This is a genomic window from Megasphaera sp. ASD88, from assembly GCF_002287425.1.
Taxonomy (GTDB): Bacteria; Bacillota; Negativicutes; order Veillonellales; family Megasphaeraceae; genus Megasphaera; species Megasphaera stantonii.
Genome location: NZ_NQXW01000004.1, coordinates 96,322 through 119,287, shown reverse-complemented (window position 1 = coordinate 119,287; position 22,966 = coordinate 96,322). Strand labels below are relative to the sequence as shown.

Below are 22,966 nucleotides of genomic sequence, written 5' to 3'. Positions count from 1 at the left end.
CATTGCTTCGTTTTTTACGTCTTAGAATAACAGGTTTATATTGATATACATTGTCAATGCAAATCTAAAAGCAGCGCCTCCTTTGCAGCCGCCGTCTCTTGGCAAATTCCCCTTTTTTTATAGCAATTTCCCTACAATTTTAGGCGAATTGTTACAGTTTCGACTAAAATCGTCATTTTGCCTCTTATTTTCTTTACTGTCATGATATACTTTGTATAAGCAAGAAAATGAATTCGCAGGGGAGATTTACTATGAATATCAACAAGAAGGTAAAAATGGCTGTCGCCGCCGTCGTCATCGCAGCCTGCGCGTTCGGCGGCTACCAATACTATCAGACCAAGCAGGCCGAAGCTCAGGCCGCGGCAGTAGAAACGGCAAAAGTCGTCCGCATGAACTTGAAGTCTACAGTCTCGGCGACAGGTACGATCAAGCCGGTTAATTCCGTTGAAGTATCGCCGAAGATCACGGCCCGTATCAGTCAGATACTGGTCAAAGAAAATGACCATGTCACAGCCGGCCAAACTGTCGCTATCCTCGACGGAAAGGACTATCAGGCCCAGCGCGACCAGGCCCAGTTCCGCGTTACCAATACGCTGCGAGAATATAACCGTGCCAAGGAGCTGTATGCAGTCGGAGCCGATACGAAGCAGGCCTTGGACAACGCCGAATTCAACTACGATACGGCTGTCAGCCAGCTCAATGAAGCCGAATCAGACGTAGCTGAAACGGTCATCACCGCCCCGATGGACGGCATCGTCGTCGGCGAACCGAAGAGCGTCGGCACCATGGCCGTACAGGGCAACAACAACCCGACGGTCATCATGTACATTGCCGACACGTCGCAGAAGCAGATTTTAGCCAAAATCGACGAAACGGATATCGGCCAGATCCAGGTAGGCCAGACGGCGACCTTCACCGTCGACACCTATATGGACAAGACCTTTACAGCCCGCGTATCGAAGATTTCCCAGACCGACACGAGCAATACGTGGAACACGACGGGCACATCCAGCACCACATCGTCCTCGTCTTCGTCGGGCAGCGTCATTTATTACTACGTCACCCTTGACGTAGACGACCCGAACGACGAGCTGCGCATCGGCATGACGGCCCGCGTAGACATCAATACGTCGGAAAAGGAAAACGCCATGGTCGTCCCCATCGCGGCCCTCAAGACCAATGACAAGGGCTCCTATGTCCTGCGCGTCAACAGCGCCGGCCATACCGAACAGGTACCGGTTACGACAGGCATTTACAGCGATGAATTCGTAGAAATCCTGTCGGGCCTCGACGTAGGCGATAAGATTTCCATTACCTACACGGCCGCCAAGGCGACGAGCTCCCAGAATAAAAACCAGCGTCAAGGACCGCCGCCTCGCATGTAGCATCCTCGCAAGGGAGAAACCTATGGAAAACGTAATCGAATTAAAAGATATTAAAAAAATATATCATATCGGCGGAGAGGACTTCGCTGCTCTGGCCGGCATTACCCTAACCATCAAGGAAGGCGAATTCGCCGCCCTCATGGGCCCGTCCGGCTCGGGGAAATCGACGCTCATGAATATCCTCGGCTGCCTCGACAGGCCTACGGAAGGGTCGTACAAGCTCAGCGGCAAGGAAGTGGCCCACCTGAGCGACGACGAGCTGGCCGTCACGCGGAACCAGCGCATCGGCTTCGTCTTCCAGAACTTCAACCTCTTATCGCGCATTACGGCCTTGGAAAACGTCGCCTTGCCTTTGGTCTACGCCGGCGTCGGCCACAAGGAACGGACCCAGCGGGCTATGAAAAAGCTCGAAGCCGTAGGGCTCGGTACCTGGGCCCATCACAAGCCCAACGAGCTGTCCGGCGGCCAGCGCCAGCGCGTAGCTATTGCCAGGGCACTGGTCAACGAGCCGCGCATCATCATGGCCGACGAACCGACAGGGAACCTCGACACGAAGTCTACGAAGGAAATCATGGCGATTTTCGAATCCCTCCATGAAGACCATAAGACGGTCATCCTCGTCACCCACGAGCCGGAAATCGCCGCCTGCGCCAGCCGCCAGCTCCTCATGTGCGACGGCCTGATTACGCGGGACGAAGGAAAGGGGGTCGTCATGGATGTTGTTTAAAGAAAGCGTGCAGATCGCCATTACGGCCCTCCTGTCCAATAAGCTCCGCTCCATCCTCACCATGCTGGGCATCATCATCGGCGTCGGCGCCGTCATCGCCATGATTTCCATCGGCATGGGCGTCCGCCAGAACGTCACCGATTCCATCGCCAGCCTGGGCAGCAACATGCTCATCGTCACGCCGGGTTCGACTAACCAGGGCGGCGTCCGCTCGGCCGCCGGCTCCAGCCAGCGCCTGAAACTGGAAGACGCTGAAGCCATTAAGAAAAAGATCAAGAACATCGACTACGTCTCGCCGACGGTCAACAGCTCGTACCAAATCGTCAACGGCAACCAGAACTGGAACTCGTCGGTCTACGGCGTTACGCCGGAATACCTGCAGATCCGCGACCTGTCCGTATCAACGGGCTCCTTCATCACCCAGGCCGACGTCAACTCTCGCAACCGCATCGCCGTCATCGGCACGACCGTCGCCTCCAACCTCTTCGACGCCCAGAACCCCGTCGGCAAGAACATCCGCATCAACGGCCAGCCCTATAAGGTCGTCGGCGTCCTCGAAAGCAAGGGCCAGTCGTCCATGGGCAGCGACCAGGACGACATCGTCATCATCCCCCTGACGACGGCGCAGGAACGCCTCATGGGCATTACGTACATCCGCTCCATCAACATTCAGGTGTCGAGCGCCGACCGCATCGAATACGTACAGGGCCAGGTCGAAGCCCTTCTCCGCCAGCGTCACCACATCGTCGGCGATAAGGAAGACGACTTCACCGTCCGCAACCTGACCAGCCTGATGGAAACGATGAACGACACGACGACGATGCTCACCTTGTTCCTCGGCAGCATTGCCGCCATTTCCCTCATCGTCGGCGGCATCGGCATCATGAACATCATGATGGTATCCGTCACGGAACGGACGCGGGAAATCGGCATCCGCAAGGCCTTGGGCGCGACCTTCCGCAACATCATGATGCAGTTTCTCATCGAATCCGTCGTCATCGGCGTCATCGGCGGCCTCTTAGGCGTCGCCTGCGGCGTCGGCCTGGCCCTAGGCATCGCCGAGCTCGGCCTGTTTACGACGGTCATCACAGCCGCTCCTATCATCATTTCCTTTGGCTTTTCCGTCGGCATCGGCCTGTTCTTCGGCATTTACCCGGCCCGCAAAGCGGCTCGCCTCGACCCCATCGAAGCCCTGCGCTACGAATAAAACTTAAAAATTTTAACGTTTAACTCGAATATTATAACGTTTAACCCATTTCAATCCTAAAAAATCCTCTTGACAAACGGCCTGTATCCATGGATAATAAGTTCAACACCTCAAAACGCCCCGCATATATGCGGAGCCTATACAGGCCATGACCAGGTAAAGAACAGGTTTCCCTTTCCTACAGAGAATCCGGCAGCGGTGAGAGCCGGACCAGAAACAGACCTGCTTCGACATCGCCTGCGAGCTGCCGCGCCGAGCGTTCCGCACGGGAGGCGCAGCCGTATGTCAGCGTTAAGGACAGCCTTCGGGCCCTAAGTGATAAAGCAGGGTGGTACCGCGAGCCTTCGCCCCTGTCGTCTCCATCGTCGAGACGGCAGGGGCTTTTCGTATCCATGGCAGTTTGAGGAAATGATCTATCAAGGGGGAGTATCGTATGGAAAATGCAATGGAAAGACAACAACCTGCCGCGGCAGCTGCGCCGGCAAGGACGAATTTCCGCTGGAAAATCGCCTTTCTTATCTTTTTAATCAGCTTCGTAGCCTATATGGACCGCGTCAATTTATCCGTAGCGACACCTGTCATCATGCAAGAATTCGGTTTTACCAAAATTGATATGGGCTTCATTCAGACGTGTTTCTTCGCAGGCTACGCCCTCATGCAGGTACCCGGCGGCATGCTCGCCGAAAAGCTGGGCCTGCGCCGCACCGGCGCCCTTGCCATCCTCTGGTGGTCTATCTTCACGGCTCTGACGGCCTTTGCCAAAGGCAAGGTCAGCTTCGCCGCCGTCCGCCTGCTCTTCGGCATGGGCGAAGGCCCGGTCTTCCCGGCCTTGGGAGCAGCGACCTTCAGCTGGTTCAACACCCGTGAAAAGGGCAAGGCCAGCTCGTCCATCCTCATGGGCACCTTCTTCGGCCCCGTCGTCGGCCCGGCTATTACAGTCGCCCTCATGGCAGCCATGGGCTGGCACGCCGTATTCATCATCTTCGGCCTCGTCGGCATCGTCTTAGCCTGGGTATGGCACAAATACGCCCACGACAACCCAGCCCACAGCCCCTACGTCAACGAAGCCGAATACGCTCACATCACCGAAGGCCGCGCCGCTGCCAGCGAAAAGAAGAGCGTCGCCCCGTGGAGCAAGTTCCTCCGCTCGTCCCAGTTCTGGGCCGTCGGCATTCAATTCATGGTCGTCGACTACATCATGTACGTCTTCCTGGCCTGGCTACCCCTGTACCTGACGGAAGTGCACAACCTGTCCCTGAAAGCTATGGGCGTCTGGGCTTCTTTCCCGTGGATCGCCCTCATGGCCATGGTCTTCGTCGCCGGCTATATTTCTGATAAAATGGCCAACGGCAAAAACAGCGAACGGCAGTACACCATGCGTACCTTCACGGCTATGGCCGGCGTCGCCGTCACCTCTATCGGCCTGTACGTCGCCGCACATACGCCGAGTGCCGAAATGAACATCTTCTGGATGACCGTCTCCCTCGGCGCATTAGGCTTCTCCATGAGCGCCAGCTGGGCCACGGTTATCTCCCTGGGCGGCAAATACACCGGCTCCGTATCGGGCTGGATGAACCTCTGGGGCAACATCGGCGGCGTCCTCGCCCCCATCGTCACGGCCTACTTCGTCACCAACTACGGCTGGAACGACGCCTTCATCGCCACATCTCTCTTCGGCATCGTAGCCATCGTCGCCTGGATCTTCGTCAAACCGGGCAAGGCCCTGACGCCGAACGAATAATATCTGTACACAGCAAAAAAGGAGTCTCTTTAGCAGAGGCTCCTTTTATTCGTGCGTATTGTATATCAATTTAGCAAACATACGGTCTATCTTTCATTGACACGGTGCAGTCCATCTTGTACACTATACCAAGAGGTGCTGCGTACACCAAACGGCAGGCGGTAATCGTGCCCCGGAAGCGGGGTGATGCGTATGGATTCTATCAATGCTACCTTCGTCTTACTGATAGTATTGTTCTATCTCATTTCGCACAAACAAAAATAGCCGCCAGCGCCCAACTGTTGCGACTATTTTTGTTGCCATAAAATATTTGGGGCTAACCGTTTGTCGGTGCAGCACCTCGTTTTCATGTTCATCATAGCATACCCCTTCCGAGCCGTCAAGGCATATGCTGATTCAGCAAACATATGATTCGTCTATCTCTTGACACACTGCACGCTTTCCTGTACGCTATCCCAAGAGGTGCTGCGTACACCAAACGGCAGGCGGTAATTGCGCCCCGGAAGCGGGGTGATGCGTATGGATTCTATCAATGCCACTTTAGTGTTACTGATAGTATTGTTCTATCTTATATCGCATAAACAAAAATAGCCGCCCACTAGAGCTCCACTTCTACTTGGCGGCTATCTTTGTTCGTTAATTAGAGGGGCTAACCGTTTGTCGGTGCAGCACCTTGTTTTTTCACCTTTATTGTACTGGATGACGCTCCCAGCGTCAAGTATATTTCATAAATAGAAAGAGCCGGGCATCGCATAGATGTTCCGGCTCTCGTCGTATATTATCTGTTTCTATGCAAGGAAAACCATTGCTTGCGGCAGTCGGCGCTGCAGAATGCCGTCCGCCTGTCCTTGGCGTCCCGTATTTCCACAAAAACGCCGCAGTTCCGGCATCGGAAGGCGTGCTGCACGGGCTGGGACTCCACGTTTTTGGAATGCTTCCAGTACAGCCGCTCGCAATGGGGCGAGCAGAATTTTCTCCGCTTATCCGCCCCTTGCGTCACGACGACCCACTTGCCGCAGCGGATGCAGCGGAAGGAGCGCAGCACCTTTCCTCCGGCTCGCTGAGACGGCGGCGCTTCGTCCCGATGGCGGTAGGCGTAGCGCCGGCAGGACGCACTGCAGTACCGCTCCGTCGCGCGGTGCGCCGTAAAGACCTTGCCGCAGACCGGGCATTTCGCTTCCCGTTCCACTGCTCCTTAGACCTTCCAGTTCATGCCAAAGTTGAACTGGTACGTGTCTTCATTGTCGTTGCCGATGGATTTTTCCATGTCCAGGTACATATAGGTGCCCTTGCTGAACTGGTGGGAGAAGCCGAGGCCGATGTCATACCACGTGCCTTCGTTTTCATAGGTCGTGCTGAGGAGGCCTGTGGCGTCGCGGGCTTCAATGTCCTGATCGCCGAGGAATTCATGGAGCACGTCGGCCTTGATGTAGAAGGTGCTCTTTTCGCCGACGTCCTTACCGAGGCGGAAGCCGACGCGGCCAATCAAGCTGTCGATGGCGTCGAGCTGGACGTGCGTATCCTGGCTCGTCGTGTAGTCAGCATCGGTGACGTGAGCGTACTGGATCTGAGCCTGGGGTTCGATGTACCAGTTATTGCCCAGGTCTTTCTTGCGGCCGTATTCGGCACTGGCCGAATAGACGAAGTTGCTGTAATCGCCGGTGACTTTTTCACCGAGAGTTCTCGTGTACAGCTCGAAATCGTTGGACAGTCTGCCAAACTTCAAGACGTAGTCCGTGTAATGGCCTTTATTGCCCAGCCACGTGTCGTAGAGCCAGATGCCGCCGCGGCGTACGTCGCCTTCACCGGCTACATTCTTGTAGTCCGCCGTGCCGCGCATGTAGTCGATCGCCACGCCCTGCCGGTGTTCGCCGTCCTCGCGGTCGTTCACCCGCGTATCGTAGCCTAATTCCATCATGGTGTTCATACTGCGGAAAGCGTCGGACTTGCCGATACGGTCATGACGCATACGAACCCAAAGCCCTTCGTCGCCGTCGATGTAGCGAGCTTCCCCCATGCGCTTGTTCAGACGGTCCATATAGATAGCGTTGGAGTAGTTAATTCGCGACATAGCTACGACGGTCTTGCCGGCGTCAGACGTCTGATCAGCCGACTTCGTACGCTGCAAATACCAGTTTGTACCGTTATCGCCGTAATTCGCATCAATATATGCATCGCCTGGTTTTACTTCGTTAAAATTATCGCCGTTATATCCCTGATTTTCAGCGTCCTCCTGATTATATGCTTCGTTTTTAATCAAGAATGCGTTATTCATAACGCCGCGATCCCGCATCATAACCATGTTAGCTCTTGCAGCTATTCCATCATTTGCAATCGTTTCGCCGTCATATTCACCAGTAAAGTAGAGATTATCAATCCCCGGCAATACCGTGGCAAAACGCAGTTTTTCTCCGTCGGCAATCTGGTCGATGCCTTCGATATTGTTAATGATAACGTGCTGTACATACGTATTCGTATCGCCCTCGCCTGTCCCTACATCATGGATATACAGCATATCGCTAAGAAAATGCTCCTTATCAAGGTTGACAACGAAATTATGACTGCCCGTTAAGTTACCGACATGGAGGGCGTGCGTCGACGTACCATTCGTCAAATCTACCGTACCGTTATTGCCGCTCAGGTTTGTTACCCAACTTTGACCAGTTACATGCCATTTTGCGCCGTCTAACTCGATGTTGACATTCCCAGAACTTTCAACGTTATTACTGAATTCCGGCGTAAAAATATCCGTATGTCCATTTTTCCACGTATCGCTGTCCGCATCTTGGTAATCGTCGGCTCGGCCATCCCATTGTGTGCCTGCTCCGAGCTTCAAGTTCAGCTCGCCGCCGTTACCAGATAAAGCATTCCCTTGAATCATTGCATTTTGGATTGCTTGTCCTTCGTTGGAAAACGTCGTAATTTCGGAACCAGCTCCCTTATAAACATTCAGCAACCCGCCATTGCCAGCCAGCATATCGCCGTAAATATAACTGCCGTCAGCTAAGTTGGCGTTAATCACGCCGCTGAACGGTTTCGTTTCTTCTTCCGGATTGCCCTCTACACGGCTCGCTCCAGCTACTAAGGCAATACCGACACTGTTCGTATCGTCAATAGAACCATTAGACGCCTGGATAGCCGTTAATCCGTTAATTGCAATCGTACCATTTTCTGCCCAGACAGTTCGTTCTTTAGCGATATCCGTATCGACATTTTGAGATACATTAGTTGCCGTTTCAATAATACTTTGATTTGCAGTACTTGTAATAGTAATATTTCCACCGTCTTTCGCATATACTGCTGATGTAATATGATCTGTATGAAAGCCATCTACATCAGATTCGTCTTTCACAACAGCCGCCGAACGGATATGATTGCTGTCGCCTGTAACAGTAACATTGGCCATCGTTGCAGATTGTACAGCGCCTTGAATATCATTTAAACCTGTTGCTATCGCACTGACGTCAGCTTCATTGGCTGCCAATACGGCAACACCCTGTCCGTAAGTATTTTTGTTATATTCACCATTTACAATCACATTTCGATAACCAGTTAATCCTACCGTGCTGTTGTCGGCATTAATAGCATTCGCTTCTACATTCTTAGTCTGTACCATATTCAGGCCTTTAGTAGCCGTCAAGTATGTTTGAGATTTATCAACAGCTTGTACGGCAATTGCCTTATCCGAAAACAAATTGTTGCCACCATTTTCAGCGATTGCTTTGACAATACTATCGCTGCCTGTATTATATACAGCCGTACTCGTACCGTATACGGTGTTATTTAATCCGCTTTGCATAGTAATGCGATTTTGATAAGTATATCCATAAGATTCATTATTTTCTACTTGAATACCAATGCCCTGCCCATTTTCATTATTAACAATTCCTTTTATAATATTACTACCATTTGTCGTTGTAAAATTAATATTTCCATCAGCTACGTCAAGTCCCACAGCTCCAATCCCTTGCTCAGACGTAGTAATAAAATTAATACCTTCTGTACTATTTAAATTGACATATACTTTATCTGATTTCTGAGCTAAAATACCAACAGCCATACCATTTTTGTTTGTAATTAAAATATCTACAATATTGCCTGTTATGGTAGTGATATTATCATCTGACATACGATATCCATCCTCATCAATATAAGGAGCATCAGCAGGATTATCACTGGTAACCGGAGGCATCTGCCCTTTTCTAGTGCCCGTTGCAAATATCCCTACATTCATATAGCTAGATTGGCTTGTGTCTGTCGCTGAAAGTTTTACTGTACCCGTTCTTTCTATTGTTATATCTGATGTACGAAGACCATTGATCCCGATAAGCTCTCCGTCTTCAGATTCTTGATTTTGCATATTCATATTTTGAATATATCCTTGAACTAAAAAGCTGCTGCTATTTGCATCAAGAATAATATCTTCATTAGCTGTCATATTAACATGACCTGATTCTGATGCACCAACTAATAATGAACCTTCAACGTCAATTAAAATTCCCTTTCCAGCATTGACATCAATTGTTCCTCCGTATGTATCTACTTGCAATCCAGACGTTGCAATATTTCCGTCGCCGTCTTTACCAATTACAAAATTTCCAGAAGCATTAATATCAGCATATACAGCTTTTTCATCGTTTCCGTAACCATTATTATTGGCATAATCTAATAAAATACCCGAACCAGTAATAGAAATATCATTACCTGTTAAGGTAACATACCCTTGAGATTCGGTTCCTGTAGTAGAAATCCCGTACCCACTGCTATTATTTAACGTAATATCGCCTTGGGTCGTAACAGACACACCATATTTCTTATCACTCAATTCAATAGCAGAATGCTCTTCGTCAGCTGTAATAATATAATTATCTGTCGAATCCTCACCACCATAAATAATATCTCCTGTATCAGCAATTAAAGAACCTTCATAAATACTTTCGGCATATCCAACAGTTCCTACAGTCAAACTCATAGCCAAGCCTAATAACACCGCTCGTCGTAATCCTGTTCCCTTCATACCTATTCCTCCTTAGCTAAATGCTATTGCATACCTAAAAACCTATTTACATACGCAGCTGTCCTCCGTATGACAAGGGGTATGCTTCGGGAAAATGGCACGACAAAAGGACAGAACTTGCGCTCTGCCTGTATGGATATGCTATATGCAGCAGGGCAGAAATTCCCTGCGTTTTCAGGTCATATCTATTATATGAACCGTACCCCCTCCCCCGTATATGATTTCACATAATTATACCGATTGGTATGATGTGCAGCTGTTTGGCATTCCTGCCTACGGAACCGGACAGGTCTCATATTCGTTCACCCCCCCCCCCCCATTCTGTTACTGTTTATTCTTGTATATCATGATTTTACTATATTTATCGGGGTGTACGCAATAAAAAAATACGCCATATCCGGTAAAAAATTTTCCCCACCGACACATCGTGTCGTCCGCATACTGAAAAATGCACCGCATATATCACAAAAACCGGCAAATGCTCGTTCGCACTTGCCGGTTTTTAGTTTCGTTTCTATCAGAACCGCAGCATGGATTTCAGGAAGCTTTGGGTTCGTTCGTTTTGCGGGTTTTCGAAGACTTGCTGTGGCGTGCCTTCTTCCTGGATGAGGCCGTCGGCCATGAAGATGACCCGGTCGGCGACTTCCTTAGCGAAGGCCATTTCGTGGGTGACGATGATCATGGTCATTTCTTCGTCGGCCAGCTGCTTGATGGTCCGCAGGACTTCGCCTGTCAGTTCCGGGTCGAGAGCCGATGTCGGTTCGTCGAACAGCATGATGTCCGGATTCATGGCCAAGGCCCGGGCGATGGCTACGCGCTGCTGCTGGCCACCGGACAGGCGCGACGGATATTCGTCCCGTTTATCCCACAGGCCGACCTTTTTCAGCAGTTCTTCCGCCGTCGGCATGATGTCTTCGGTCTTCATGCCCTTGACGATGCGCGGCGCTTCGAGGATGTTGTCGAGGACGGTCATATGGGGAAAGAGATTGAAGTGCTGGAAGCACATGCCCATGCGGCGGCAGATGGCCCGCACCTGAGCCGGCGGGGCGTAGACGGAGCGGCGGCTGCCTTCGGGCTGGCTGACCATGACGTCGCCGTCGACGGTAATCGTGCCGCCGTCGATGGTTTCGAGCTGGCACAGGCAGCGCAGGAAGGTACTCTTGCCGCTGCCCGACGGGCCGATGATCGAGACGACTTCGCCTTCGTCGACGTGGAGCGTCACGTCCTTCAAGACCTCCAGATTGCCAAATTGCTTGCGTATATGATCCATTTCAATAAAACTCATCGTGTCGTTTCCTCCTTTATTCGTCGTACACGGCGTAGCGTTTTTCCAGATAGGTGAATACCTTTGTCAGAATAAAGGTAAAGAACAGGTAGAACACGGCGGCGACGACGAAGGCCGTCGTGTCGAAGTCGCGCTGTACGATGGAGCGCGTAATGCGCAGGATGTCGTTCATGGCCAGGATGTAGACCAGGGACGTATCCTTCAGGAGGTTGATCGTTTCGTTAGCCACCGGCGGCAGGACGCGCTTGACGACCTGAGGCAGGATAATGCGCCGCATAGTCTGAACGTAGGTCATGCCGAGAACCTTGGCCCCTTCGTACTGACCCTTGTCGATAGACTGGATGCCGCCGCGGAAGATTTCCGCAAAGTACGCCGCGTAGTTGAATACGAAGGCGATGATGGCCGCCGGGAAATCAGGCAGGCGCAGGCCTTCGATGATAAAGGGCAGGCCGTAATAAATGAATAAGATCTGGAGCATGAGCGGCGTGCCGCGCATGACGTAAATATAGGCGCCCATGAATTTCCGCAGGGGCATAATGCGCGAAATGCGGGCAATAGACATGAGGATGCCAAGGGGCAGGCTCAGTACGATGGTAATAACAAAAATCTGCAGGGTGATTTCCAACCCGCCGGCAATGGCCGGGACAATATTCAATAAGTAATCCATAGTGTCTCCTCGCTTATAAGGGCCGTAAAGACGCACATAAGGTGATAGGCGCAGAAAACGCGGAGCTGCCGCCCCTCGCCCTCTGCATGCTATCACCTGCTGGGCCCTTCGTGATTATTCTACTTTGATCGTAATGTCTTCGCCGAACCATTTCTGGGAAATCTTGGTCATGGTGCCGTCGGCGCTCATCTGCTTCAAGGTTTCGTTGAGCTTATCCTGAAGCATCTTGTCTTCCTGGCGCATGCCGATGCCGTACTGTTCGTCGCCCATCTTGTTGTCGATGACCTTGAACTGTCCCGGCTTCTTGCTCATGTAGTAGCGGCCTACGACGCTGTCCACGAGGATGCCGTCGATGCGTTCCAGTTCCAAATCCATGAAGGCGGCGACGAAATCGCCGTACCGTTTGACTTCCTGAAGAGAGTTTTTAAATTCCGGCTGTTTTTCCAAGGCGTCAATCGAGCTGCTGCCTTCCTGGGTACCGATGATCTTGCCCGACAGGCCCGCCCGGTCGGCAATGGGCGAATCGGCCCGGACGACGAGGATCTGAGCGTTGTCCAGATACGGCTTGGAGAAGGCAATCTGCTTAGCCCGGTCTTCCGTAATGGTCAAACCGTTCCAGAGCATGTCAACCTGCTTGCTCTTCAAGGCCGCTTCCTTGCTGTCCCAGTCGATAGGCTTGAATTCGACGGGAATGCCCATGCGCTTGCCCGCTTCCGTAGCCAAATCGATGTCAAAGCCCACGATGTTACCGCTGTCGTCGCGGAAGCCCATAGGCGGGAAATTGTCGTCGAGACCGATGACGATTTTATCGGGCAGCTTATCTGCCGCTTTTTCTTCACCGCCGCAGCCGGCCAGCATCGTCGCCGCCGCTGCGGTCAGCATTCCTATAGCCGCTAATTTCTTTACGTCCATTTTCCATACCTCCTACATGGATACGTCCATGCCAAACCATTTTTCCGAAATCTTCTTAGACGTGCCGTCGTTGTGCATGTCTTCCAATACCTTGTCCAGCTTTGCCTTCAGCTCCGTATCGTCCTTGCGCATGCCGACGCCGCAGGGAATGCTGGGATAACCTACGTCGATAATGCGGAAATCGGCGTTGTTCTGCTGCTTGAAGTATGCTGCCGTCGTCAAGGCTACGACTACGGCGTCGATGCGGCCGACTTCCAAATCCATGAAGGACGTGACGTTGTCCGAATACTGCTTCAGTTCCTTAAAGGAATCGCGCAGCTCCGGCTCAGCGTTGATCGCTTCGAGGCCCGTGCTGCTCTGCTGGGTGCCGACGATCTTGCCGGCCAGGTCGGCCTTGCCCTGAATAGGCGAATCGCCGCGGACTAACAGGATCTGCGGGCCATTCTGATAGGGCCGGGAGAAGAGAATGTTCTTTTCCCGTTCCGGCGTGATGGACAAGCCGTTCCAGATAGCGTCGATGCGCTTGCTCGTCAGCTCCGTTTCCTTGCTGTCCCAGTCGACGGACTTGAATTCGACTTCCATGCCCAGGCGCTTCGCCGCTTCCTTCGCCATGTCGATGTCGAAGCCTACGAGCTCGCCTTTTTCGTCGTGAAAGCCGAAGGGCGGGAAGTTGTCATCCAGCCCGATGACGATTTTATTTCGTTCCGCTGCGGCGCTATCCTTAGACCCCTCGCTGCCGCAGCCGACTATATTCATTGCTACAAGTGCAGCCGCCCCTACGACTGCCAACCGTTTCCACATCATCTTGAATCTCCCCTTCATATCTTACACAGTTCTAAATACAGTCCTTATTTTACTTTATTTCGTTAAAATAATAAAGAGTTTTCGCTATTCAAAATGATGGAATTTTTTCATGAATCCCCTTTATTTTGCTCTTATCCTCTTCAAATCTCTTTTTTACGCTCGTCTTTCTCTTCTTGGGCCCTATGATTCGTCGTGCGTCTCCTGCCATTCCTTAATGCGGTCGATGATGCGCTGCTTGTTTTTCCTGGACAAGAACTGCATGTGGACCGGCAGCACGGCGATACCCCCTTCTTCGGCCTTGCCCAGCTCGATTTCCTGCCAGTTGTCGGCGATGAGGAAGATGTCCTTGTAAGGGAGGAAGACGAAGCTGCGCTCTTCGTGAATCTGCTCGTCGCAAAATTCCCGGAGAGACATGAACTGGCGGCGCACGATGAGGCCCTTGTCGGTGACGAAGCAGACGACGTCGCGCTGTCTGTGGATGCGCCACAGGCAGAACAGCAGGACGGCGATGTTGTCCAGGCGTGCCGCCAGCGTCGCTTCACCGAGCATGAGCCAGAAGAAATACATGCCGACCAAGGTGAAGACGAGCTGCATGAATACGGAAAACCATTTGGAGTTTTCAAATTCTTCTTCGATGACGCCGCAGTTCGGATAGCGGCGCATCATGTCTTCTCTCGTAACCATAGTCCCTCCTGCCGGGCGGCTTCATGAAAAAAGGGGAACGCCCAGCGTCCCCCAATACAAACTCAGCGAGTCTTTTTACTTGTCTTCGGCCCCGTCTTGATGACGACGTTGCGGCCGTCCTTGACGACTTCCAGGGAAATATCTCCGACGCCGTCTTTATAATAGGCCATCTTGATTTCCAGCAGCAGGGAGCCGACCTTTTCCTGCAAGTCGTCCGTGAAGAACTGCTTGCGGAAATCCGACGCCGTCTGCTTTTTCGCCGGTTTCTGAACGACGCGGGGCTTTGCCGCCGGTTCGTCGTCCCAATCGGCCGTTTCAAAGGTTATTTCTTCTTTTACGCCCTTGAACATGTCTTCGAGAGACCGGTTCTTGGGGATTTTATGCTTTGCCATCGTATCACCTTACTTGTTTGTATCGCCGGCGCTTTCCATCTTATCCGACGCTTCCAGCATGCTGTTAAGGGTCAGCTTGGAAAAGTCTTCCGGCGTTTTGTATGTCGCTATCTTCGTGAAGCCCTGACGCAGGCGGCCGCGGTACGCCGCAATGACCTTGTCGTCGCGGTTCAGCTCGGCGACGTAAATATCCTGGCCGTCGATGCCGACGAGGCGGTAATTGCCGACCGGCGAGATTTCCCGCCAGCTGCTCGTCGCCCCTTCGAACATGTAGACGACGCCGGTGCGCAGGTTATCATAGAAGAAGATGTCTTCGTCGTAGAATACGGCGATGCGGCCGATGTTTTCAGCCTGGACGTGGATGCGCCGCGTGTCGTAGTTGGCGTCGGTACGGTAGATGCGGTACCGTTCGGGAGCCACTTCCAGCTTCATGTATACGACGTTCGTCGCCGTCGAGTAGGCTACGTCGACGATCTTGCTGTCTTCCGGCGCATCTTCGATGGGCGTGTCCAGCTCCCGTTCGGGATATACCGGGTCGTACTGGGCGATGTGGACTTCGTAATTGCCCGTCTCGTTATCGTAGCCGTAAGTAGCGAAGATAGCCAGATTGCGGTCCGGCAGCCATTCGAAGAAGGATACCTTCTTGCCGTGCAGGTTGATGCGCTGCGGCTCGCCCTTCTTACCGGCTTCGTAAATCGACACCTGGTCGTCGACAATAGTCGCCATAAACCGCTTGTCAAAGGAATAATAGGACTGGCCGTTCGGCTCTACGCCGAAGCCCAGGGCTTCCTGCTGGTTCGTGCCGGCGATCTGGAAATCCGAAGCCGGCGCAAAGAGCACCCTGTCCAAATATAAATATACGCCTGCCTGGACGGCAATGCCGACAACGAAGGCTAAGAGAACTCGTTTCGTGTTCATACATACCTCCTATTTGACGATAAATGCCGTCGGAATCATGCGTTCGCCCAGCAAGTCCGCCGGTTTGTTCACTACATTGCCGTTGAGGTACAGCGTCGAGCTGGAGCCTCCGTCCAAATTAGCCGCGATGACCGCGCCTTCTTCATAAAGGATATTCTGCAGGTCCCGCAGCGTCGCGCCGACAGAATAGCCGGGCTGACGGCCGTCGATGACCAGGAACAGCACCGTGCCGTCCTTGCGCTGACCGATAGCCGTGCGGGGTCCGACGCCCCAGCCGCCGTCGCCGTCGGTAATCATCTTTTCGCCGTTGACGATGAGGGCCGGGCCGAAGGATATGCCTTCTTTCGCGCCCATTTCGATGATTTCGCCCTTGCTGTACGTACCGGCGATGAGATTTCCTTCTTTATTGAATCCGACGAATTCGTTCACTTCCACGTCGAGGGAATTCTGCCCCAGAAGGAACCGGCCGTCATGAATGATAAAGCCGTACGGGCTGCGGCCCGTGCCGGTACCATTGGCATCGTAAAAGCCGCCAGCGTTGATGGCCGCCACGGCGTCATGCCGCTTGGCGATGCCGCTCGTCGTGTCGCCTTTTTCATCCATATTTTCCGCCGTCGCTACTTCGATGCGCTTCGGGTCGGGGATTTCCAGCAAAAAGCCTTTGAAGCGGCTCGATTCGATCTGCTTCAAATTCAAGGTGGAGTCGGTACGGGCCGTAAAGGTAAACAGCTCCTGCTTCGGCGCCGTGCTGATGCCGCCCAGTATCTTGTCGATTTCTTCCTGAGAAAAAAGCCACGTAATGTACTGGGGATGGCGGCTCTTTAAAATCGCGCCGACGACGGTCCGCTTGATGTTGTCAAAGGGGCCGAACAGTACGACGACAGGCGACGTCACGCCGAAAAAGACCAGCAATACTATTAAAAATTTGCAAATATCTTTGAAATGTTTCTTCATAGTTACCTCAGAAATGTAAAGATAGACACGGCGTTATCGTTCTTCGTACTGCTCTGTCGTAACGCGCTGCTCAAAGTTTTCTATATCGACGGCGTTGCCAATCCAGATGCGGTTGACGACATAGGGATTGTCGCCGCGCTTGGCCCATCCCGGATTCATAGTGACGGCCAGCTTGACGCCGTGCCTTTTCATGACGTCTTCGACAGCCTCATTGACCCGGCCATAGGGATAACAGAAAAATTCGTTGTCGATGCCAAGGCGCTGCTTCAGCGCTTCCTGGCTCTTTTGCACGTCTTCTTCGACGGCTGCCGCTGAAAGCTCTGTCAGGCGCTCATGACGGTAGCTGTGCGAAGCAATAGTAATGCCTGCGTCTTTCATTTCCTGGATCTGCTGCCACGTCAGACGCGTGCCCTGGTCGGCATCATACGTCGGGATAAATACGGTGCAGGGAAATCCGAATTCCTTCATGACGGGCATGACGATGGAATATGTATCAGGATATCCGTCGTCAAAGGTCAGCACGACAGGTTTTACAGGAACGGCCTTCCCTTCCGTCATGTATTCATGGAGCTGCTGCAGCGTAATGGGATGGAACCCGTTATCCTTTAAAAACTGCATCTGCTCGCGGAAGTGCGATTCCAACAGAACGGCGTCGTTATCAGGCACGTCGCCTATCATATGATACATGAGGACCGGAATCCCTTTTTCGGGAACGGCCATTTCCACTTGTTCCTGCTGCGCTGCCGGAGCGGCGGACTCGGCGGCCGTCTTCATGTCGGAAGACGGGCTGCAGCCCCCTAACAGGGCGCAGCAAAGACATGCCATTGCGGCGAATTTCCAAATGCGCAAGACATAAAGCCCCCTTCGTATGTCGGTTTATCCTGCGGCGCGCCAGCGCCCTTGCGCCGATACGCCGCTTGTATGCACGATGTTAATATGTATCTTTTACGACGATCGGCAGTTCGTCCCGCCGCCCTTCGAAGAACCGGCGGATATATGTCTCGGCGTCGTCGCGGACCTGCTTATCGGCTTCGACCGAATGGAAGCTGACGTTAGGCGTCAGCAGGAATTCCGGCCGGGCGATCATTTTAAGCAGCATCGGACTGGGATGCTCCATAGACAAGACGTCCAGCGCCGCGCTGCGGATATGCCCGTCGTCGACGGCATGGTACAGCGCCGCTTCGTCGGCCAGGCCGCCGCGGCAGCAGTTGACGAACATAGCGCCCTGCTTCATCTGCTCGAACTGTTCATCCTGGAAAATATACCGCGTCGTTTCATTCAGCGGCATATGGAGCGATACGACGTCGCTCGTCTCCAGCAGCTGGTCCATATCGACAGGACGGACATGATGCGCGTTCATGATGTCTTCACTGACAAACGGGTCGTACGCCTGAATGCTGCAGCCGAAGGCCTGCATGCGCGACGCGACGGCCCGCCCGATATGGCCGAAGCCGACGAGGCCGATGAGGTTGCTGCTCACGCGGTGGATAGGCCAGGCCACGGAGCCGTATTCCCAACGGCTGTTGACGTTGATGTCCGTCAAGTATTCCGGCAGCTGCCGAATCAGGGCCAATATCATGGCGCACGTATGATCGGCAATATCATCGACGCAATACGACATGTTATTGACGACGAGAACGCCGTTGCGGGCAGCCCCATCTAAATCGACGTTGTCATACCGCGTCGATAAAATGACGATGAGCTTCAAGTCGTCGAGCCGGTCCAAGAGCGAGCCGGAAATCCGTTCCGATTTGCAGATAATCACGTCGGCGTCTTCCAGCCGGTCAGCCATGACGTCTTCATCGGCTTCCGGACAATATTCGACGCGGGCAATATCCCGCAACCGCTCTCCAAAATCATCTTCGTCCTGACGTCCCGTCAAAACACTTATGTGATACATATCACAGCCCCTTTTCTTTGGTAAAAACAATCATCTAATTAAAAACCTACATATATCCTTAATTATATAACACATATTTGCCACTTCGCAAGTAAATAGGGCCATTCCCCCTTCATTTCTCTCCCCCATAGCTGCCTGGGCCAGCTACAGCAAAAGCCCGCAGGAACATGGCCCGCGAGCTTTTCTATGGCTGCGCCCTTGACAGCGCTTTATTTCATAACGGCGTCTAAAAATGAAACGGCCCAGGCTTTGTCGATAACCGGCACGTCCTTCGACTGTTCTTCCAATTCCTTGCTGAATTCGTTCCGCAGCGTTTCGTACAATTCGGCAAAGCTGGCTTCGTAATCGACGTTCAGCGCTTCGTTCGTGCCATCGTCAATGAGGTGGATAATAAACTTCCCCTCTTCGTCCCGGATGAAATAGCAGCCCGTCGTATGAAACTCGGGATACTGGGCTTCCACCTGGCGTTCTGCCAGTAGCTTCAGCAATGCGATAATGCGGTCGTCCAGACCGGCGTCAGCGATGCGGAGCTTTTCCAGCATTTCGTCGAAGGAATGGACGATGCGGCAAACGTAATGCGCCGCGTCGTGCAGCACCGCCATAGCTTGCTTAAAAGCCTGCTGCGCCGTTTCCTCTCCCTGTTTGTCGGCAGCATGATAGATCATGACGGCTTCATCCATATCATGATACAAGAAATTGTAGCTGACGACGTGCTCGTACTCGCAATGAGGACAATGCATGGTAAACGCTTCCAAGGACCGCACGGCGGCCTTCATATCTTCATCGGTCTGTGTATTCACGCTGTCCCATACCTTAAACCGGCTGGTTTTGCCGCACTGGGGACAGGTAATTTCTTCCTCATGGAATCTCGACATAACGAACCTCCTTACTTCTCTCCATACGATATATGTTTCGCCGCAGACACGCCGCCTGCAGCTTTCCAGCTATTCCATTCCTATTATATTTTTACGAAAAAAAACTGTCAATTCCCTGCCGAAAATTCAACGCTTTGCGCCCCTCTGCCAGCGTTGCCGCAGCCTCGCCGCCGCTGCTTTCAAGAGCACGAATAAGCGCGCCCCGTTATTGACAGCGATAAAAAAGTATTCTATGCTGTACCTAAACTCTCCGGGCAAAATAGATTCCCGCCGGCCGCGCTGAGCCCTTCTTCCAGACGAAACACGCAGCCTCGGACTGCGCAAAGCCGGCTTTATTGCCTATAAAACAAAAAATTAGGAGGATATACGTATGGAAACGAAATGGTATGACAAAAAATGGATGTTGTGGGCTGCCCTCATCATCTGCTGGCCCCTCGGCTTGTATCTCTTGTATCGCCAGCGCCGCAACTACACGAAAACGCAGATTATCCTGTACATCATCATCACGGCCATTTGGTCCGCCTTCGCCCTGCTCAATGTATCACAAGGATGACGCATACGGCGCAGCTATGACAGGACGAAATCGCTCACAGACAGATTTTATGCCATAGGGAAGCTGCCAATACGCCTTCCTGCGCCTGTCTTTCATGAAATAAACCCCTTTTTTAAACCCCTCGTCCAAAAAACGGCCCAAACTAGTGAACTAAAAGGGCCGCCGAAAACCGGCGAGCCCTGTTGTTTGCTTGGCGGAAAGGGTGGGATTCGAACCCACGGTGCGTTGCCGCATCACTAGTTTTCAAGACTAGCTCCTTAAACCACTCGGACACCTTTCCATAACGGAATTATTATAGCAAACATCTATAATTTCCGTCAAGAAAATTTCACCTTCCCAATACGGCTTCGATGAGCCGCAGGAAGGCCCGGATGCCTTCTTTTAAAGCCGGTTCCGGCGTGTCTTCTTCCTTGCAGTGGGAAATGCCCGGGTCCGACATGACAAACATCATGATGGACGGCGCGGCCTTGACCATTTCTACGGCGTCGTGGAGCGGAGCGGAATACATGACGGCGTCCCTTCCCGTTTCCTCCTGGACGGCACGACGGCACAGCTCTTTCAGCGTTTCGTCAAACAATACGGGCTCCTTGTGCCAAAGGACGTCATGCGCTGCAGCTACGCCGTGTTCCTTGGCCCGCCCTTCATAGGCGGCGCGGGCTTCGTCTATCATCGTCTGGAACGTTTCTTTGTCGATGCAGCGGATATCCAGGGAAATGCGGCAGCGGCCGGGAGAAATGGTCACGACATTGGGCGCGACGTCTACTTGCCCGACAGTGCAGTATGCGCCGTATTTCAAGGCTATGTTGTTAAAATCAACTGTCGCTTCGGCAGCCGCTAAAAAGGCGTCGCGCCGCAACGCTACAGGCGAACCGCAATGGCTCTGCTGTCCCGTAAACGTAATGTACTCGCGGTGGCAGCCGCACACGCCGTACACGCAAGCAGCGCTCGTCTTGTTCTGCGCCAGCAGCGGCGCCTGTTCGATGTGCAGTTCCAAATAGGCCTGGACCTGCCGCGCTGCAAAAGCCGCCCTCGCCTCGTCTATCCGCTCGCCTTCCAGTCCGCACGTTCGCAGCACGTCGGCGAAGGATCGCCCGTCTTTCGTTGTCAGAGACGCCGCCGACTGGGCCGTCATAGAACCGCTGGCGACGGCAGACCCAAAGCAGCTCTTGCCGAAGGCCATACCTTCCTCATCGACCCAGCCGACGACATACAAAGTCTTCTTCGGCTTCTTTCCATCTAGGCAATACGCGCCGTAGCCCATGCCGGCCGCTACACCCAGGGCCCCGTCCAGCCAGCCGCCGTCCGGTACGGAGTCAATATGGCTCCCTACGACGACGGACGCTTCACTTTCACCGGCAAACTTCGCCCATATATTGCCGACGGCATCCATTGACACTTCGGCTCCGGCCGCTTCCATATGACAGCGAAACCATTCCGTCGCCCGCTGCCACACCGGCGTCCACGACAGGCGCTGGGCACCGCCTTCGTCTGACGTAAGCACCGCCAGTTCTCTTAAATCGGCGACGATTTGTTCTGCCGCATCTGCTCTGTTCATCTGAATCCCCCTTGTATATACATATCTATGCTATGTTCCCGAAATGGAATTAGTTTGATAATACTATGACTGCCAGCCCGTTGGCAAGATATACTTGCACTCAATCTACAAAGGCCGCCTTCTCTTTCACCGAAGGCGGCTATTTTGTCATACCAGCAACATGACAAAATACCCTCTTTGCCGTGACATCCAGCAAAGAGGGTATATAGTATCAAATTCGCGCCTTACTGCAGCACGTGTCTGGCAATGACCATTTTCTGCACTTCGCTCGTCCCTTCGTAAATGCGCAGGATGCGGGCGTCGCGGTACAGGCGTTCGATGTCGTAGTCCTTCATGTAGCCGTAGCCGCCGTGTATCTGCAAGGACAAATCGCAGATGTAGCAGGCCGCTTCAGAGGCATAATATTTCGCCATCGCCGCCGCCTGGCTGATATCGCCGCCGGCCATCCGTTCCGACGCGGCGTTGCATACGAGGAGACGAGCCGCTTCCAGACGCGTCGCCATGTCGGCCAGATACCACTGCAGGCCCTGCTTGGCCGCAATGGGCTTGCCGAATTGAACCCGTTCCTTTGCGTATTTAACAGCGCCGGCCATGGCCGCTTCGGCCACGCCGAGGGATTGAGCAGCAATGCCGATGCGCCCGCCGTCGAGGCCGCTCATAGCGACCTTAAATCCGTCGCCGACACGACCCAGCACGCACGATTCCGGCACAGCGCAGTCCGTAAAAATCAGCTCCGACACAGCGGCACCGCTGATCCCCATCTTATCTTCCGTCTTGCCCAATGAAAATCCCGGCGTGTCCCGCTTCATCAAAAAGGCCGTCATGCCGCCGCGAGTCCCCTTTTCCTTGTCCGTCACGGCGATGACTACGACGTGATGCCCTTCATGAGGCCCCATATTGCTGATAAAGCACTTCGTGCCGTTTAATACATAGTGTCCGTCTGCATAGACTGCCTTAGTCGTCAGCCCGCCGGCATCTGTACCGGCTCCGGCTTCGGTTAGGGCAAAGGCTCCCAAACACCCTTCGGCCGCAGCCGGCAAGAACTCCCGCTTCTGTTCTTCCGTGCCGCGCTTGACGATAATATCATTGACCAGCAGGTGAACGGCCAAGATCTCCGCCGTACTGGCGCAGCATTTCGCCACTTCTTCAATAGCGACGACCTTGCAGATTTCATCCATGCCGGCTCCGCCGTATTCTTCGGGAATGTTCAGCCCCATAATGCCCATGTCGGCCAATCCCTGAATCGCCTCGGCCGGGAACCGCCCCGTCTCGTCGATTTCCTTCGCCAAGGGCGCGATCTTTTCCTGCGCATAGTTGCGCACCATCCTCTGTATATCTCGCTGCTCTTCTGTCAACTGCATAGAAATCCCGCCTTTCATCGTAAGCTATA

At 53.1% G+C, this 22,966-nt stretch carries 20 protein-coding genes and 1 tRNA gene; 5 read left to right on the top strand and 16 right to left on the bottom strand.

The window, feature by feature from the left end; genetic code table 11:
- Window positions 1-251: 251 nt before the first annotated feature.
- From CJ260_RS04460 to CJ260_RS04445, 4 genes are all read left to right on the top strand, one after another.
- Entirely contained in the window at window positions 252-1,385 is a 1,134-nt protein-coding gene (locus CJ260_RS04460) for an efflux RND transporter periplasmic adaptor subunit (RefSeq protein ID WP_087477949.1), read from the top strand.
- 22 nt (window positions 1,386-1,407) lie between these two features.
- Entirely contained in the window at window positions 1,408-2,112 is a 705-nt protein-coding gene (locus CJ260_RS04455) for an ABC transporter ATP-binding protein (RefSeq protein ID WP_095629325.1), read from the top strand.
- Window positions 2,102-3,319, top strand: coding sequence for an ABC transporter permease (locus CJ260_RS04450; protein WP_095629324.1), 1,218 nt, complete (start codon window positions 2,102-2,104; stop codon window positions 3,317-3,319). The genes CJ260_RS04455 and CJ260_RS04450 overlap by 11 nt, the downstream gene beginning before the upstream one ends.
- 433 nt (window positions 3,320-3,752) lie before the next feature.
- The gene (locus tag CJ260_RS04445) at window positions 3,753-5,060 is read left to right on the top strand and encodes an MFS transporter (RefSeq protein ID WP_095629323.1); all 1,308 of its coding nucleotides are present in this window, start codon (window positions 3,753-3,755) and stop codon (window positions 5,058-5,060) included.
- A gap of 778 nt (window positions 5,061-5,838) precedes the next feature.
- Here the strand turns inward: CJ260_RS04445 and CJ260_RS04440 are convergent.
- The 13 genes from CJ260_RS04440 to CJ260_RS04380 form a co-directional block, all read right to left on the bottom strand.
- The gene (locus CJ260_RS04440; protein ID WP_095629322.1) at window positions 5,839-6,249 is read right to left on the bottom strand and encodes a hypothetical protein; all 411 of its coding nucleotides are present in this window, start codon (window positions 6,247-6,249) and stop codon (window positions 5,839-5,841) included.
- 6 nt (window positions 6,250-6,255) lie between these two features.
- A complete protein-coding gene (locus CJ260_RS04435) occupies window positions 6,256-10,077 on the bottom strand; it encodes an autotransporter outer membrane beta-barrel domain-containing protein (protein ID WP_095629321.1) in 3,822 nt (1,273 codons plus the stop codon).
- Between the two features lie 517 nt (window positions 10,078-10,594).
- Window positions 10,595-11,362, bottom strand: coding sequence for an amino acid ABC transporter ATP-binding protein (locus tag CJ260_RS04430; RefSeq protein ID WP_095629320.1), 768 nt, complete (start codon window positions 11,360-11,362; stop codon window positions 10,595-10,597).
- Between the two features lie 16 nt (window positions 11,363-11,378).
- Window positions 11,379-12,029 carry an amino acid ABC transporter permease gene (locus tag CJ260_RS04425; RefSeq protein WP_087477941.1) on the bottom strand — a complete coding sequence of 217 codons (651 nt, stop codon included), beginning with the start codon at window positions 12,027-12,029 and terminating at the stop codon, window positions 11,379-11,381.
- A 114-nt stretch (window positions 12,030-12,143) separates the two neighbouring features.
- Complete coding sequence (locus CJ260_RS04420; protein ID WP_095629319.1) at window positions 12,144-12,941, bottom strand: amino acid ABC transporter substrate-binding protein; 798 nt, start codon at window positions 12,939-12,941, stop codon at window positions 12,144-12,146.
- A 12-nt stretch (window positions 12,942-12,953) separates the two neighbouring features.
- Window positions 12,954-13,745, bottom strand: a complete 792-nt coding sequence (locus CJ260_RS04415; protein ID WP_087477939.1) for an amino acid ABC transporter substrate-binding protein — start codon at window positions 13,743-13,745, stop codon at window positions 12,954-12,956.
- Window positions 13,746-13,925: 180 nt separating this feature from the next.
- On the bottom strand, window positions 13,926-14,429 hold the full coding sequence (locus CJ260_RS04410) for a hypothetical protein (RefSeq protein ID WP_095629318.1): 504 nt from the start codon (window positions 14,427-14,429) through the stop codon (window positions 13,926-13,928).
- Between the two features lie 62 nt (window positions 14,430-14,491).
- Window positions 14,492-14,821 (bottom strand): hypothetical protein, encoded by a 330-nt coding sequence (locus tag CJ260_RS04405; protein WP_095629317.1) that lies wholly within the window; start codon window positions 14,819-14,821, stop codon window positions 14,492-14,494.
- A 9-nt stretch (window positions 14,822-14,830) separates the two neighbouring features.
- Window positions 14,831-15,739 carry a hypothetical protein gene (locus CJ260_RS04400; protein WP_095629316.1) on the bottom strand — a complete coding sequence of 303 codons (909 nt, stop codon included), beginning with the start codon at window positions 15,737-15,739 and terminating at the stop codon, window positions 14,831-14,833.
- A 9-nt stretch (window positions 15,740-15,748) separates the two neighbouring features.
- A complete protein-coding gene (locus CJ260_RS04395) occupies window positions 15,749-16,693 on the bottom strand; it encodes a phosphodiester glycosidase family protein (protein ID WP_095629315.1) in 945 nt (314 codons plus the stop codon).
- Between the two features lie 33 nt (window positions 16,694-16,726).
- Window positions 16,727-17,542 carry a polysaccharide deacetylase family protein gene (locus tag CJ260_RS04390; RefSeq protein ID WP_095629314.1) on the bottom strand — a complete coding sequence of 272 codons (816 nt, stop codon included), beginning with the start codon at window positions 17,540-17,542 and terminating at the stop codon, window positions 16,727-16,729.
- A gap of 82 nt (window positions 17,543-17,624) precedes the next feature.
- The gene (locus CJ260_RS04385) at window positions 17,625-18,593 is read right to left on the bottom strand and encodes a C-terminal binding protein (protein WP_087477933.1); all 969 of its coding nucleotides are present in this window, start codon (window positions 18,591-18,593) and stop codon (window positions 17,625-17,627) included.
- A 209-nt stretch (window positions 18,594-18,802) separates the two neighbouring features.
- Window positions 18,803-19,468, bottom strand: a complete 666-nt coding sequence (locus tag CJ260_RS04380; RefSeq protein WP_095629313.1) for a CpXC domain-containing protein — start codon at window positions 19,466-19,468, stop codon at window positions 18,803-18,805.
- Between the two features lie 370 nt (window positions 19,469-19,838).
- On the opposite strand from CJ260_RS04380, the gene CJ260_RS04375 reads away from it, so the two are divergent.
- The gene (locus tag CJ260_RS04375; protein WP_087477931.1) at window positions 19,839-20,021 is read left to right on the top strand and encodes a hypothetical protein; all 183 of its coding nucleotides are present in this window, start codon (window positions 19,839-19,841) and stop codon (window positions 20,019-20,021) included.
- A gap of 191 nt (window positions 20,022-20,212) precedes the next feature.
- Here the strand turns inward: CJ260_RS04375 and CJ260_RS04370 are convergent.
- The 3 genes from CJ260_RS04370 to CJ260_RS04360 all read right to left on the bottom strand — a co-directional run bounded on the left by CJ260_RS04370 (window position 20,213) and on the right by CJ260_RS04360 (window position 22,937).
- Window positions 20,213-20,301: transfer RNA gene (locus CJ260_RS04370), tRNA-Ser, on the bottom strand.
- 48 nt (window positions 20,302-20,349) lie between these two features.
- Window positions 20,350-21,576 carry a Zn-dependent hydrolase gene (locus tag CJ260_RS04365; RefSeq protein ID WP_095629312.1) on the bottom strand — a complete coding sequence of 409 codons (1,227 nt, stop codon included), beginning with the start codon at window positions 21,574-21,576 and terminating at the stop codon, window positions 20,350-20,352.
- Between the two features lie 224 nt (window positions 21,577-21,800).
- Complete coding sequence (locus tag CJ260_RS04360) at window positions 21,801-22,937, bottom strand: acyl-CoA dehydrogenase family protein (protein ID WP_233127893.1); 1,137 nt, start codon at window positions 22,935-22,937, stop codon at window positions 21,801-21,803.
- Window positions 22,938-22,966: the final 29 nt, after the last annotated feature.